We start from the raw sequence: 16,430 nt of genomic DNA on the forward strand, positions 1-16,430 counted from the left end.
TAATCATCGGTTAATCAACACCACACATTGTGTGCCTCACTTGCATCGAACTAAGGCTTGACCATGCGGCATTTGTTTATCGTTCTGCTGGCGTTATTCGCAGGGTTCGTCCAGGCCGCGCCGGGCAACCCATTCGAGACCAAACCCGACTTCCTCCCGGTGGGCAAAGCCTTCACTTTTACCTCCGAACGCCTGGAGTCCGGTGAAACCCAGTGGTATTGGCAGATCGCCGACGGCTATTACTTGTACCAGCAGCGCATGAAGTTCGACGGCCTGGCTGAAAAGCCGCCGCTGCCCCAAGGCGAAGCCCATAGCGATGAGTTCTTCGGCGAGCAGCAAGTGTATCGCCAGGGCCTGGAAGTGAAGATCCCCGCCGGGACCACCGGCAAGGTCAAGCTGGGCTGGCAGGGCTGTGCCGATGCCGGCCTGTGCTACCCGCCGCAGTCGATCACCGTGGACCTGGGGGGCAACCCCGCCGTGGCCGCTACCGCCGAAGCCCAGGACCAGAGCCTGGCCAGCGGCCTGCAACAACGCAGCCTGGGCTGGAGCCTGCTGGTGTTCTTTGGCCTGGGCCTGCTGCTGGCGTTTGCCCCTTGTTCATTGCCGATGTTGCCGATTCTCGCCGGGTTGGTGGTCGGCAGCGGTGCCAGCCCGCGTCGTGGCTTTGCCCTGGCCGGCAGTTATGTCGTGTGCATGGCGCTGGTGTATGCCGCGCTGGGCGTAGTCGCCGCCCTGCTCGGCAGTAACCTCGCCGCGCTGCTGCAAACCCCGTGGATTCTGGGCAGCTTCGCTGCGTTGTTTGTGATCCTGGCCCTGCCGATGTTCGGCTTCTTTGAACTGCAACTGCCGGTGGCCCTGCGCGACCGCCTGGACAACGTCAGCCGTAACCAGAGTGGCGGCAGCCTGATCGGCGCCGGAGTACTCGGCGCCCTCTCCGGCCTGCTGGTCGGCCCGTGCATGACCGCGCCCCTGGCCGGTGCGCTGCTGTATATCGCGCAAAGCGGCAATGCCCTGCACGGCGGCCTGATCCTGTTCGCCATGGGCATCGGCATCGGTGTGCCGCTGTTGCTGCTGGTGACCGTGGGCAACCGCTTCCTGCCCAAGCCGGGCACCTGGATGAATGTGCTCAAGGGGATCTTCGGCTTCCTGTTCCTGGCCACCGCCATACTGATGATTCGTCCGGTCGTCGATGAAGCCCTGTGGCTGGGCCTGTGGGGTGTACTGGCCTTGGCCATGGCCTATTGCGGCTGGCGCCTGGCACAGGATTTCGGGCGTATCGCCATGCTGTCCGGCGCCGGTTCCGTGGTACTGGGGTTGTGGGGCGGCCTGCTGCTGGTGGGCGCGGCAGGTGGCAGCGATGACCTGTGGCAACCGTTGAAGGTCTACAGCGGCTCGCGCGCTGTCGCCGGCCCTACCGCCCACGACGCGTTCATGACCATCAACGACCCAGCCGTGCTGCAAAGCCAGCTCGACAGCGCCAAGGCCCAGGGCCAATGGGTGCTGGTGGACTACTACGCCGACTGGTGCGTGTCGTGCAAGATCATGGAGAAACAGGTATTCGGCAAACCCGAAGTCCTCGACGCCCTGAAGGACGTGCGCCTGCTGCGCCTGGATGTCACCGCTGACAACGCCGCCAGCCGCGAGCTGCTCGGCCGTTACAAGGTGCCAGGGCCGCCGAGCTTCGTGTGGATCGGCCCTGACGGCGAAGAACGGCGTGCCCAGCGCATCACCGGCGAAGTGGATGCCGCGGCCTTCCTGCAACGCTGGACCCAGACCCGGGGCGCCCTCTGATGCTGACCCTGACCATCGGCACCTTCGCTATCGCCCTGAATCACATCCTGCTGATCAGCGCGCTGATTCTCGCCACCCTGGTGGGCTGGCGCGTGGCCAAGCGTGGCGGGGAAAACCCCGAGTCGGTGCTGTTCAGCCTGTTCCTGCTGGGCATGCTCAGCGCGCGGGTCAGCTTCGTACTGATGTATTGGAGTTACTACAGCAACGACCCGCTGCAGATGGTCGACCTGCGCGACGGCGGCTTTCTGGCCTGGCCGGGCGTGATCGCGCTGATCCTCGGCGCGCTGCTGTACGGCTGGCGCCGCCCGGCCCTGCGCAAGCCGCTGAGCGCCGGGGTAATCACCGGCCTGGTGTTCTGGGGCATGACCAGCCTGTCCCTCAGCGTGTATGAAAAAGGCACACGGCTGCCAGACATCACCTTGCGCACCGCCAACGGCGAGGTGGTGCAATTGGCCGACTATCAAGGCGGGCCGCTGGTGATCAACCTGTGGGCCACCTGGTGTCCGCCCTGCCGTCGCGAAATGCCGGTACTGGAAAGCGCCCAACGCATGCGCCCCGACGTGACCTTCCTGTTCGTCAACCAGGCCGAGAGCATGCAAAGCGTCAGCACCTACCTGGCCACCCAGGGCCTGAACCTGGACAACGTGCTGTTCGATGCCAGTGGTCGCCTGGGCCAGGCCGTGGGCTCCATGGCCTTGCCGACCACGCTGTTCTACCAAGCCGATGGACGCCTGATCAACAGCCACCTCGGTGAACTGTCCCAGGCCAGCCTGGCCCGTGCCATGGAACCCTTCGACTCCGCCCCCGCCGCCACGGCCCCCTCAAGGAAACCGACATGCCCCGCCTCCGCCACCTGCTGACCCTGCTGCCACTGAGCCTGGCCGCCACCCTGGCCCAGGCCGAAGACTGGCCGGCACCGATCAAACAGATCGAAGCCAAGGGTGCCAAGATCATCGGCAAATTCGATGCACCCAGCGGCCTCACCGGCTACGCCGCGCAGTATCAGAACCGTGGCATGGCCCTGTACCTGACCGCCGACGGCAAAAGTGTGATCGCCGGCAACCTGTACGACGCCCAGGGTAATGACCTGAGCAGCGCGCCCCTGGAAAAACTGGTGTACGCGCCGATGGCCAAGGAAGTCTGGGCGAAGATGGAAAAGAGCCACTGGATCCAGGACGGCGACAAAAACGCCCCCCGCACCGTCTACCTGTTCAGCGACCCCAACTGCCCGTACTGCAACATGTTCTGGGAACAGGCGCGGCCATGGGTGAAAGCCGGCAAGGTGCAGCTGCGACATATCATGGTGGGGATTATTCGCGAGGACAGCCCAGGCAAATCCGCTGCGCTGCTGGCCAGCAAAGACGCGCCCAAGGCCCTGGAAGAACACGAAGCCGCCGGCAAAGGCAGCAAGCTCAAGCCGCTGGAGAAAATCCCGGCGGATATCCAGGCCCAACTCAATGCCAATATGCAGTTGATGGATGACTTGGAGTTGTCGGCAACCCCGGCGATTTTCTACCTGGATGACAAGGGTGGCTTGCAGCAACAGCAAGGCGCGCCGTCGCCGGATAAGTTGGTGAAGATTCTTGGACCGAAATAAGCCGCGCCTGGGCTGACGCCATCGGGAGCAAGCCCCCTCCCACACTCGAGCCCCTTCCTTCAGGATGAACCCGGTCACTGTGGGAGGGGGCCTGCTCTCGATGAGGCCCGCGCAGGCTGCGAAAATTACAAGCCTTCCAGCTCCGCCATCAAATCACTCAAGCGATCCACCTTCTGCGCGCTGATCTCATTCGCCGCCAGCCCATCGATGTACTCGGCCAACGTCGCCACCGTGCTGCACTCGAACATCGCCCGCAGCGGCACATCCCGTTGCAGGGTTTTCTGCACCCGCGAGGCAATCTGCGTGGCCAGCAACGAATGCCCGCCCAGTTCAAAGAAGTTGTCCTGTACCCCTACCCTTTCGACTTTCAGCACCTCGGCCCAGATCGCGGTCAAGGTGGCTTCAAGTGCGTTGCGCGGCGCCAGGTAGTCCTGGCTGTGCAATTGGCCGATCTCCAGGGTGGGCAGGGCCTTGCGGTCGAGCTTGCCGTTGGCGTTGAGCGGCAGGCGGTCCAGCCATAGCCAATGCAGCGGCACCATGTACTCCGGCAGTTCGGCGCGCAGGCGTTGCTTGATGCGGTCCAGGCGTTCGCCTGGGTTCAGGGTTTCATCGGCGGCCACCAGGTAGCCGACGAGGTGTTTGCCGTTGTCCCCCTCCTGCACGCCGACGGCCGCGTCGCGCACGTCCGATTGTTCGTGCAGGCGTGCTTCGATTTCCCCCAGCTCGATGCGGTAACCGCGAATCTTCACTTGGTGGTCGATACGCCCGACGTACTCCAGCACACCATCGCTGCGACGGCGTGCCAGGTCGCCGGTGCGGTACAAACGCTCGCCCGCCGCGCCGAACGGGTTCGGCACAAACACTGGGGCGGTGCGCAACGGGTCGCCGACATAGCCACGCCCCACGCCGGTACCGGCTACGCACAACTCGCCTACCGCGCCTTGGGGCACCAGTTCCAACGCACCGTCCAGCAGGTACAAGCGGTTGTTGTCGGTCGGCGTCCCAATCGGCAGGTAAGTGCCACGGGTCGAGGCCAGGTCGACGCGGAAGAACGCCACGTCGTCCGAGCATTCTGCCGGGCCATAGGCGTTCACCAGGCCGATCTGCGGGTAACGCAGCAACCACTGGTGCGCCAGCTCCGGCGGCATGGCCTCGCCGGTGGGCAGCATCCAGCGCAGGCCATCGAGGCTGATGCGCTCCTCGGCCAGCATGCCCTGGATCAGCGACGGCACGCTTTCCAGCACCGTGATGCCTTGAGTCTGAACATGCGCCAGCAAGCCTTGGGGATCGTGGGCGATGGTGTTCGGCACAATATCCACCCGCGCCCCGAACAGCGGCGCGGCAAGGAATTGCCACACGGAAATATCGAAGCTTTGCGAGGCCGTCTGGGCGATCACATCCGTCTCGCTCAGTTGCAGGTAAGGCACTTTGCTCAACTGGTTATTGAGCATGCCGCGCTGCTCGACCATCACCCCTTTGGGCAAACCGGTGGAGCCCGAGGTGTAGATCACGTAGGCGAGGTTGTCCGGTGCGCTGTAGACACCAGGGTTGGCACCCCGGGACGGCACTTCCTCCCATACCAGCAACTGACAGTCAAAACCGTCCAGCAACGCAATGGCCTGCTCGCGGCACGCCTCGGTGCACACCAGCAACGGCGTACGGCTCAGGTCGATGATGCTGCGCAAACGCTGGCTCGGCAGGCCGGGGTCCAGCGGCAGGTAACCGGCACCGGCCTTGAAGCTGCCGATGATCATGCCCAGCAAGTCAAGGCTACGCTCGGCCAGCAACGCCACCGGTTGGTCCAGGCCGACACCCGCCGCGATCAGCGCGTGACCGAGCCCGTTACTGCGACGGTTCAATTCGTCATAGGTCCACTGTCGGTCCAGGCAACTGGCGGCAATGCGCTGTGGATGGGCGGCGACCTGCGCTTCGAACAGTTCGACATAACTGCGCTCCAGCGGGTAGGCGTGCGCGCTCTGGTTGCAGCCGTGCAACAGGAACGCACGTTCCTGCTCGCCCATCAGCGGCAGGTCGGCCATGTCGCCATGGAACCCGTGCATCAATGCCAGCAGCAAACGCTTGAACTCGCCGAGCATGCCTTGCACGGTGGTTTCGTCGAAGTAACGCTGGTCGTAAGACAGGTGCAACCCCAGGTCATCACCCGGATAGCACACGGCCGTCAGCGGGAAGTTGGTGTGGGTGCGGCCGGAGTCCGAGGTGGCATTCAGGCTTTGTGCGCGATCCAGTACCGAGACTTCCACCGGGGCATTTTCAAACACGAACAGGCTGTCGAACAGCGGCTGGCCCTTGGGCAACTCGCTGTGTTCCTGGATCGTCACCAGCGGCAGGTATTCGTACTCGCGCAGTTGCATATTGCTGTCGAGCAAGCCGCTCAACCACTGGCGCACGCTGCAACGCTGGTCGTCCTCGGGCAGTTTTACCCGCAGGGCGATGCTGTTGATGAACAGGCCGACGGTGCGCTGCATCTCGGGCATGTCCACCGGGCGCCCAGCCACGGTGACGCCGAACAGCACGTCACGATCGCCGCTCAAGCGGCGCAGCACCAACGCCCATGCAGCCTGGGCGAAGGTGTTGACGGTGAGTTGATGGGCCTGCGCCAACTCGCGCAGTTGCGCACCGTCGCGGGCCTCGAGACGGGTGTAGCAGTCGCCCACCACCATGCCACCGCTATGGCCGGCATGTTCACGCAGGAATGGCCGGTCGCTCGGGATCGGCGTGGTGCGCTCGAAGCCTTGCAGGTTCTGCTGCCACCACTGGCGTGCTTCGCTCAGGTTCTGGCGTTGCAGCCAGGCAATGTAGTCGCGATAACGCGGCGGCGTGGCCAGTTGTGCCTCGCGCCCTTCGCCCAGGGCCATGTAGATCTCGAAGAAGTCATTCATCAACAACGAGCGGCACCACGCATCGATGAGGATGTGGTGGTTGCTCATCATGAACCAGTAGCGCTCGGCGCCGACGCGGATCAGGCGCAGGTGGAACGGCGCCTGGTTGAGCAGATCGAAACCGGCTTCGCGCTCCTTCTTGAGCAGCGCTTGCAGACGCGGCTCCTGCTCGCTTTCTGGATCAGCACTCCAATCCAGGTACTCAATCGGCGTACTGCCCGGCTGATGGATCACTTGCAGCATGTCTTCGCCAACGTTCCAACAGAACGAGGCACGCAAGGCTTCATGCCGGGCGATCACCGCCTGCCAGGCCTGGGCGAAACGCTCAGGGTCCAGGGCGCTGTCGATGCGGTAGCGGTCCTGCATATAGTAGAGACCCGTGCCCGGTTCCAGCAGGGTGTGCAGCAGCAAACCCTCCTGCATTGGCGTCAGCGGGTAGACGTCTTCGATGACGCTGGCGGGTACCGGCAAGCTGTCCAGTTGCGCCTGACTCAAGTGCGCCAGGGGGAAGTCCGACGGCGTGAAACCGCCAACATCGTCCCTGAGGCAGTGCGCAATCAGGCTGCGCAGTTCGGCCAGGTAGGCATCGGCCAGAGCCTGGAGAGTCTGCCGATCGAAGCGTTCGCGGCTGAAGGTCCAGCGCAGCACCAGCTCACCGCCGTACACCTGGCTGTCGATGCTCAGTTCGTTGGGCAACGGTGCATCCGGGTCATGGGCCAGGCCGGCAGACTCGTCCAGCGGGTGGAACAGCGCATCGGCGCCAAAGCTCTGGTCGAATTGACCGAGGTAGTTGAAGGTGATGCCGGCGCTGGGCAGCCCGGCCAGGGTCTGCTTGCACAGGTCGTCCGCCAGGTAACGCAGCACGCCATAGCCGAGGCCCTTGTGGGGGATGCCGCGCAGTTGCTCCTTGATCGCCTTGATCGAAGCGCCCTGCTCCGCCAGTGGGGTCAGGCGCAGCGGATAAGCACTGGTGAACCAGCCGACGCTACGGGTCAGGTCGATATCATCGAACAGGGTTTCACGACCATGGCCTTCCAGCTGGATCAGCGCCGAATCATGCCCACTCCAGCGGCACACCACACGGGCCAGCACGGTCAACAGCAGGTCATTGACCTGGGTGCGGTAGGCGCTGGGGGCCTGTTGCAGCAACTGGCGGGTGTGTTCGGCATCCAGGCGCACGCTGACGGTATCCGCATCCCGATTACGCAGCGCGCCTAGAGGACGCGTCACCGGCAATGCCACGGCCGGGCCGGCCAATTGAGCCTGCCATACCGTCAATTCCTCGCGCAGGGATTCACTGTGGGCATAAGCCTGCAAGCGCGCAGCCCAGTCACGCAGGGCGCTGGTCTTGGCCGGCAGGCTGACGGACTGGCCTTCGCTCAGTTGGCGATAGACGTTTTGCAGATCCTCCAGCAGCACCCGCCACGACACGCCATCGACCACCAGGTGATGGATAGCGATCAGCAGGCGCTGTTGCCCTTGCGGGCCATCCACCAGCAAGGCGCGCAACAGCGGGCCGTGCGCCAGGTCGAGGCTGCGCTGGGTCTCGGTGAACAGCGCGGTGCACTGCGCCATATCGTGCACGTGCGCCTGCATCAGCACGCCGCCCTGGGGCACGGCCAAGTGCTCGGCGTGCCATTGCGCGTCGCGCTGGCTGAAGCTCAGGCGCAGCGCGTCGTGGTGTTCCAGCACCGCCAACAGCGCTTGCTCCAGGCGATGGGGCTCGAGCAGTTGCAGGGGCTTGAGGACAAGCGCCTGGTTCCAATGCTGACGTTCGGGAATCGGGGTATCGAAGAACCACTGCTGGATGGGCGTCAGGCCCGAGCTGCCGGTGAGCACGCCCTGCTCGGCCGTCACTTGCTCGACGAGCGTGGCAACCGCCGCCAGGGTTTGCACGGTCTGGTGCTGGAACAGGTCGCGGGGGCTGAAGTGAATCCCCGCCTGCCGCGCACGGCTGACCACCTGGATCGACAGGATCGAGTCGCCGCCCAGTTCAAAGAAGTTATCGTCCAGGCCGACTTGCGGCACGTTCAACACGGCGCACCAGATCGCGGCCAGGGTGCTTTCCAACGGGTTGCGCGGGGCCACGTACTGTTGGCGGTTGGCTTCCGGGTCCGGTTGCGGCAAGGCACGCCGGTCGAGCTTGCCGTTGGCGGTCAACGGCATGCTGTCCAGCACGATCAGGTGCGCGGGCACCATGTAGTCCGGCAGTTGCGCCTTGAGATGCGCCTTGAGCGCATCGCGTAATGCGCCGTGCTCGGCATCGCTGACCAGGTAGGCCACCAGCTGTTTGCCGCTGGGCGAATCCAGCGCCAGCACCACGGCCTCGCGTACGGCGTGGTACTCCAGCAGGCGGGTTTCGATCTCGCCCAACTCGATACGGAAGCCACGAATCTTCACTTGATGGTCGATCCGCCCCAGGTACTCCACCAGACCATCGGCGCGTTGGCGCACCAGGTCGCCGGTGCGATAAAGACGCCCGCCGTCACGCGCGAAGGGATCGGCCACGAAGCGTTCGGCGGTCATGCCCGGACGCTGGTGATACCCCTGGGCCAGGCCGGCGCCGCCGACATACAGTTCACCCGTCGCACCTTGCGGCACCAAGGCCAGGTCGGCGTCGAGAATGTACGCCACGCGGTCCCCGATGATGCTGCCGATCGGTACGCTGCCGGCGCCCTCCTCCAACTGCTCGGGCGCGAGGCTGGCCAGCGGCATCACCACGGTTTCGGTCGGCCCATAGGCGTTGAAGAACACCTGCGGCTGGAACGCTGCGCGGATGCGCTGCAAGTGTTCGCCGGTCAACGCCTCGCCACCGGTGATGCACATGCGCACCGGCAACGTCTGCTGCTGGGTGGCCAGCCACTGCGCCAACTGGCTGCCATAACTCGGCGTAAAGCCGAGGATATTGATGCGATGGGTACGGATCAGCGCGCAGATCTCTTCTGCATCCCACTGGCCCTGGGCGCGTAATACCACCCGCGCACCGCAGAGCAACGGCACCAGCAAACGTTCTGTAGCGGCGTCGAAGTTGATCGAATAGAAGTGCAGTTCGCAGTCGTCCGGGCGCATGCCGAAGCGCTCGATCACGGCCCGGCAGTGCATGGCGATTTCGCCGTGCGACACCACCACGCCCTTGGGCTTGCCGGTGGAACCGGAGGTGTAGATCAGGTAGGCCTGGTGCTGCGCCAGGCTGATAAAGGGCAGTTCATCGGCCGGGTAATTCTCCAGCACCGGAAGGTCATCTTCCAGGCACCAGCAGGCCACGGTCGCCGGCAGTTCACCCAGGGCTTCGAACATGGCCGCATCGCTGAGCAGCAGGCCAATGCCGCTGTCTTCGATCATGTAGTGCAGGCGGTCCAGCGGGTATTCCGGGTCGAGCGGCACATAGGCACCGCCCGCCTTGAGGATCGCCAACAGGCCGATGACCATTTCCAGGGAGCGCGGCAACGCCAGGCCGACGCGTACCTGCGGGCCGACACCACGCTCGCGCAGCATCCAGGCCAGGCGGTTGGCGCGGGCGTCCAGCTCGCGGTAGCTGAGGGTAACGCCGGCGAAGGTCAGCGCGGGCGCATCGCCACGGGCTTTTGCCTGTTGGCTGAACAGCGTGTGAATGCACTGATCAAGGCGGTGCTCGCCCGCTTCGACGCCCAGGCTGTCCTGCAACGCGCGCTGTTCCGTGGCGCTGAGCAACGGCAATTCGCTCAGACGCTGCTCGGGGCTGGCGATCAGCGCTTGCAACAGATTGCGCCAATGCTCGGCCATCCGCGCAATGCGCGGCTCATCGAACAAGTCGGTGCTGTAGGTCAGGCAGCACCCCAGGCGATGGTCAAGGTCGGTGACTTCCAGGTTGAGGTCGAACTTGGTCGCGCGCGCATCGTTGGCCAGGTACTCGACCGTCATGCCGGCCAGTTGGCGGCTCTGCTGGAACTCCCAACGCTGCACGTTGCACATCACCTGGAACAACGGGTTGTACGCCGCACTGCGCGGCGGTTGCAAGGCTTCGACCAGATGGTCGAACGGCAGGTCCTGATGGGACTGGCCCTCGATCACGGTGTGACGCACCTGTTCGAACAACTCACCCACAGTCATCTGCCCATTGAGCTGGCAACGCAGCACCTGGGTATTGAGGAACGCACCAATCAGCCCTTCGCTTTCCGGGCGAATCCGGTTGGCCACGGGGGCGCCGATGCGCAAGTCGGTCTGGCCGCTGTAGCGGTAGAGCAACACGGCCAGGGTGGCGGTCATGGTCATGAACAGGGTCAGGCCGCGTTCGGCGTTGAAGGCGCGCACGCGGGCCGCCAGGTCATCGCTCAATTCGAAGCGGTACAGCTCGCCACGATGGCTTTGTACCGGTGGCCGTGGGCGGTCGCCGGGCAGTTCCAGCAGCGGGTGCTCATGACCCAGTTGCGCGGTCCAGTAATCCAGCTGGCGTTGGCGTTCGCCGGCTTCCAGCCATTGGCGTTGCCACACGCTGTAGTCGAGGTATTGCACGGGCAACGGCGCCAGCGGCGAGTCGCGCTCGTCGATAAAGGCTTCGTACAACGCGCTGAGTTCACGGGCAAAGATGTCCATGGCCCAGCCTTCGGTGACGATATGGTGCAGGGTCAGCACCAGGTAGTGCTCCTGCTCACCGGCCTTGACCAGACACGCGCGCAGCAGCGGGCCGGTTTCCAGGTTGAACGGTGAGTGGGCTTCATGGTCGGCCAGCTGCTGCAAGCGTTGCTGGCGCTCGGTTTCGCAGAGCGCCGAGATATCCTGCCAGCCCATGCGCACGCCGGACTGCGGCGCGACCTTCTGATAGGCCACGCCATCGACACTCGGGAAGGTGGTGCGCAAGGTTTCATGGCGCATGATCAAGGCTTGCAACGCCGCCTCGAAACGCCCCACATCCAGCACCCCGCGCAGGCGCGCCATGCCGCCGACGTTGTAGGCCGGGCTGTCCGGCTCCATCTGCCAGAGGAACCACATACGCTGCTGGGAGTAGGACAACGGCACCGGTTCGCTGCGGTCGACCTTGGCGATGGTGGTTTGTTGGTTGCGTTGCCCCGACGCCTGGATCAGCCCGACCTGTTCAGCAAAAGCGCCCAACTCGCTGGCTTCGAACAACGTGCGCAACGGCAGCTCGACGTCACAGGCCTGGCGGGTACGGGAGATGATTTGCGTGGCCAGCAGCGAGTGGCCGCCCAGGGCGAAGAAGTCATCGTGCAGGCCGATCTTCGGCAGGCCAAGGACCTCGCGCCAGATCGCGGCGATCTGCTGTTGCAGCGGCGTTTCAGGCTCGACGTGCTCACGGGTTTGCCACACCGGCTCCGGCAAAGCGCGGCGGTCGAGCTTGCCGCTCGGGCTCAGAGGCATGGCGTCCAGACGCATCAGCAGGGCGGGCACCATGTACTCCGGCAGCTCGGCGGCCAGGGCAGTTTTGACCTGCTGTTCGTCCAGCTCGGCATGGGCGGTGTAGTAGCCGATCAACTGTGCGTCACGCACCAGCACGACGGCCTGGGCGATGCCGTCCAGGGCGAGCAGGCGCGCTTCGATTTCTTCCGGCTCCACACGGAAACCGCGGAGCTTGACCTGTTGGTCGAGACGGCCGAGGTACTCAAGCACACCGTCGGCGCTCCACCGGGCGCGGTCACCGGTGCGGTACAGGCGCGCACCTTGGTGGTCGGCGACAAAGCGCTCAGCGGTCAACCCAGGACGACCGAGGTAACCCCGCGCCAGGCCAATGCCACCGATGCACAGCTCACCCGGCACGCCAACGGGCACGGGGTTGAGCTGCTCATCCAGCACGCGACAGATCACATTGCCCAGCGGGCGGCCAATCGGCGAGCGCTCGCCATCCTCCACGCGGCAGTGCCAGTGCGTCACGTTGATCGCGGTCTCGGTCGGGCCATAACGATTGTGCAATTGCACCGCCGGCAACTGCGCCAATACGCGGTTGCGCAGCTCGGCGGGCAAGGCTTCACCACCGGAGAACAGGCGGCGCAGGCTGGTGCATTCGGCCACCAAGGGTTCATCGATAAACAGCTGCAACAGCGGCGGCACGAAGTGCAGCGTGGTCACGCCGTGTTCTTGGACCAACTGCGCGATACGGTGCGGATCACGATGCTCGCCAGGGCCAGCCAGCACCAGGCGGCAGCCGGTGATCAGCGGCCAGAAGCATTCCCACACCGACACGTCGAAACTGATCGGCGCCTTTTGCATCAGCACATCCGTGTGGTTGAGCTGATAGGTGGCTTGCATCCATTGCAAGCGTTCGGCCAGGGCCGCATGGGTGTTGCCCACGCCCTTGGGCTGGCCGGTGGAGCCGGAGGTGTAGATCACGTAGGCGAGGTTGTCACCCTCCAGGTGCAGGCCAGGGGGCTGGGTCGGCCAACTGTCGAGGTGCAGGCTGTCCATGGCGATCACGCACACGCCGTCGGCCGTCGGCAGGTGTTCGAGCAAGGCGGTCTGGGTCAGCAGCAGGTGCGCGCGGCTGTCCCGGAGCATGTAGGCCAGGCGCTCGGCGGGGTAGTCCGGGTCCAGCGGCACATAGGCACCGCCGGCCTTGATGATCGCCAGCAGGCCGATCAGCAACTGCGGCGACCGCTCGGCAGCGATGGCCACGCACACGTCCGGGCCAACGCCTTTGTCGCGCAGGTAATGGGCCAGGCGGTTGGCCTGGGTATGCAGTTGGGCGAACGTCAGGCTGCCGTCCTGCCAGACCAGCGCGGTGCTATCAGAGACAGATGGGTTGAGCAGTTCGGGCAGCCATTGTTGAGCGGGGGCACACGGCGCCTGGCTCCACGCTTGCTGTTCGTCCTGCTGCATCAGCTTGAGGTCGCCGAGGGCACGTTGCGGATGCTCGCAGATCGCGTGCAGCAGGTGGATGAAGTGTTCGGCCAGGCGCTGGATCGTCGCAGGCTCGAACAGTTCATCGGCGTAGTCGAACGACAGGCCCAGGCGCCCATTGCGGTCTTCTTCAGTGTGCAGTTGCAGGTCGAACTTGGCTTCGCGGCTGTGCCACGGCAGCTCGTCGGCAAGCATGCCCGGCAGGCGGCGCAAGGCACTCAGGTCGCGTTGCTGGTGGTTGAACATCACTTGGAACAAACCCTGTTCGCGGGCCTGCGGGAACGCCTCCAGCAGTTGTTCGAAGGGCAAGTCCTGATGCGCCTGGGCGCCCAAGGCGGCCTGGCGTGTCGCGGCCAATAGCTGGTTGAACGGCAAACGCCCGTCCAGTTCGGCGCGCAGCACCAGCGTGTTGATAAAGAAACCGACCAGGCCCTGGGTTTCCTGGCGTGGGCGGTTGGCGTTGGGCACGCCAATGCGGATATCGCGCTGGCCACTGTAGCGATAGAGCAAGGTCTGGAACGCCGCCAGCAACAGCATGAATGGCGTGGACTCATGGGACTGGGCAGTCTGGCGAATCGCTTCGCTGAGGCTGGCGCCCAGGCGCACGCTGTGGCGTGAAGCAGTGTGGCGCTGCTGCGCCGAGCGCGGGTGGTCGGTGGCCAGGCTCAAGGCCGGATGCTCCTCCCCCAGTTGCGCTTTCCAGTACGCCAGTTGGCGCTGGCCTTCGCCTTCGGCCAGCCATTGGCGTTGCCAGCTTGCGTAGTCGGCGTACTGCAAAGCCAGGGGTGGCAACGCCAGGGTTTGGCCCTGGGCAGCGGCGGCATACAGTCGCGAGAACTCGTCGATGAGCAGATTCAGCGACCAGCCGTCAGCAATGATGTGGTGCAGCGTCACCAGCAGTTGATGATCTTCATCCTCCAGGCGTACCAGGGTCACCCGCAGCAGCGGGCCGTTTTCCAGGTCGAACTGGGTACGCGCTTCGTCCTCGCGGATCTGTTGCGCGCGGGCGTCACGTTCGGCGGCGGGCAGGTGGCTGAGGTCGATGACGTGCAGATCGAAATCGCTGTTGGCGTCCACACGCTGGAAGGCTTGGCCATCGCGCTCATAGAAACGTGTGCGCAGGGCTTCGTGGCGCTGGATCAAGTGCTGGAAGCTGGCACGTACCGCGTCTTCATCCAGCTCGCCACGCAAACGCAGGGCGCCGGGGATGGTGTAGGCGCTGCTCAGGGGATCCAGTTGCCAGGTGATCCACAAGCGATTCTGGGCCAGGGATTGGGGCAGGTCTTCGTCGCGCGATAGGGTGTGGATCGCGCCTTGGGCAACGCCACCGTCCTGTTGCAATTGCGCGATATGCGCGGCAAAGCCTTCCAGGGTCGGGGCTTCGAACAGCATGCGCAGGTTCAGCTCCAGGCCGAGGTCTTCGCGCAGGCGCGCGACCACCTGGGTGGCGGTGATGGAGTTGCCGCCGAGCAGGAAGAAGTGATCGTCGGCCGCCACGCTCGCCACGTGCAACTGTTCGCACCAGATCGCCGCGATCCGGCTTTGCAGCTCCGACCCCTGCGCCGCATTAGGCGCCGGCGCATGCAGGTCGGGGAACTGCGCATAGCTATCGAGGCTGCCATCGGCATGACGCACCGCGCAGGCCGCGCGTTGCAGCTTGCCGCTGGAGGTCTTGGGCAAGGCACCGGGGTTGAGCAGCAGCACCACGCACGGCGCCTCTTGGTAGGCCTCGGCCACGGCCTGGCGGATGGCTTTGATCAGCGCTTCAGGCGGCAAGATCTTCTGCACGCTGCGGCTGATTTCCGCCGCAATGCCAATACCTTCCTGGCCCTGATCATTCACCGCGAACGCCGCAACGCGACCCTTGCGCACCACTTCCACTTCGCGCTCGATGGTCTGCTCGATGTCCTGGGGATACAGGTTGTGCCCGCGCACGATCAGCAGGTCTTTCAGGCGGCCGGTGATGTACAGCTCGCCCTCGCGGATAAAGCCCAGGTCACCGGTGCGCAGCCAGGTGCGGCCGGCGTGCTGTACGAAGGTCTTGGCGCTGGCTTCGGGGTTGCGCCAGTAGCCATGGGCGATGCTCGGCCCGCTGGCCCAGATTTCGCCGACGCCGTTGTCAGCCAGTTCGCTCAAGGTGTGCGGGTCGACGATCAGCACCCCATGGTCCGGCTGGCTCGTGCCGCAACTCATGATCGCACTGCCCTGCCCTGGTTCGGCGCGGTTAGCGGCCAACGCCTGTTCGTCGACACGCAGCGCGGGGATGCCCTGGCCACGGCGGCCACCGGCGACAAACAGGGTCGCTTCGGCCAGGCCGTAGGAGGCGAAGAAGCTGTTCGCGGTGAAACCGCAACGGGCGAATTTCTCGGCGAAGCGTTCCAGGGTGTCGAGGCGGATCGGCTCGGAGCCGGAATAGGCCACGCGCCACTGGCTCAGGTCGAGACGCGCCAACGCCGACTCACTGACCCGCTCACTGCATAAACGGTAGGCGAAATCCGGGCCGCCGCTGATGGTACCGCCGTATTCGCTGATCGCTTCCAGCCAACGCAGCGGCCGGCCGAGGAAGTACGCCGGCGACATCAGTACGCAGGGCACGCCGCTGAAAACCGGTTGCAGCAGGCCGCCGATCAGGCCCATGTCGTGGTACAGCGGCAGCCAGCTGACGATCACATCGTCCGGGTTCACGTCGATGCCGAAGCCTCGGCGGATCAGCACTTCATTGGCAACCAGATTGCCGTGGCTGACTTGTACGCCCTTCGGCAACGCGGTGGAGCCAGAGGTGTATTGCAGGAAGGCAATGTCGTCGGGTTGCAGGTCGGGGGCGCGCCAGCTGTCCGCGATTTGTGCGTCCAGGGTGTCGACACTCAACACCGGCGGCGCGTTTTCGAGCTGCGCCAAGCCATCGCCGAGGCTGGCGATGGTCAGCAGCAGGCGTGGCTCGGCGTCGGCGATGATCGACAGCAGGCGCGCCTGGTGATGCCGGCGGGTGGACTCCGGCGGGTAGGCCGGCACTGCAATGATGCCGGCGTACAGGCATCCGAAGAACGCCGCGACATAGTCCGGGCCGCTGGGGAACAGCAGCACCGCACGCTCGCCCAACGCTGCGTTGGCCTGGAGGGCGGCGGCGATGGTGCGGGCGCGCAGGTCCAGGTCGCGGTAACTGAGCACGATGCTCTGTTCGGCGGACTCGGCGAGAAAGCGCAGGGCCACTTGGTCCGGGGTCTGCTCGGCACGCTGTTGAAGGGACTGGACCAGGGTGCGGGGAAGTTCGAAGGCGTCCATCTTGGGGTTCCTGCCTGAAATCGGCTTACGGG

At 64.8% G+C, this 16,430-nt stretch carries 4 protein-coding genes; 3 read left to right on the forward strand and 1 reads right to left on the reverse strand.

Annotated elements, in window-relative coordinates; all coding sequences use genetic code 11:
• Positions 1–63 precede the first annotated feature (63 nt).
• The 3 genes from dsbD to dsbG are packed head-to-tail and all read left to right on the forward strand — an operon-like array spanning position 64 to position 3,388.
• Positions 64–1,791: a protein-disulfide reductase DsbD gene (gene dsbD, locus AB7933_RS23880; RefSeq protein WP_024076663.1), complete on the forward strand. Its 1,728-nt coding sequence runs from the start codon at positions 64–66 to the stop codon at positions 1,789–1,791.
• On the forward strand, positions 1,791–2,651 hold the full coding sequence (locus AB7933_RS23885) for a TlpA disulfide reductase family protein (RefSeq protein WP_024076664.1): 861 nt from the start codon (positions 1,791–1,793) through the stop codon (positions 2,649–2,651). The genes dsbD and AB7933_RS23885 overlap by 1 nt, the downstream gene beginning before the upstream one ends.
• A complete protein-coding gene (dsbG, locus tag AB7933_RS23890; protein WP_024076665.1) occupies positions 2,627–3,388 on the forward strand; it encodes a thiol:disulfide interchange protein DsbG in 762 nt (253 codons plus the stop codon). Before AB7933_RS23885 ends, dsbG begins: the two co-directional genes overlap by 25 nt.
• 125 nt (positions 3,389–3,513) lie before the next feature.
• On the opposite strand, the gene AB7933_RS23895 is transcribed toward dsbG, so the two are convergent.
• Complete coding sequence (locus tag AB7933_RS23895) at positions 3,514–16,398, reverse strand: non-ribosomal peptide synthetase (protein ID WP_024076666.1); 12,885 nt, start codon at positions 16,396–16,398, stop codon at positions 3,514–3,516.
• Between the last annotated feature and the right edge of the window lie 32 nt (positions 16,399–16,430).

Source organism: Pseudomonas gorinensis, assembly GCF_042015035.1.
Taxonomy (GTDB): Bacteria; Pseudomonadota; Gammaproteobacteria; order Pseudomonadales; family Pseudomonadaceae; genus Aquipseudomonas; species Aquipseudomonas gorinensis.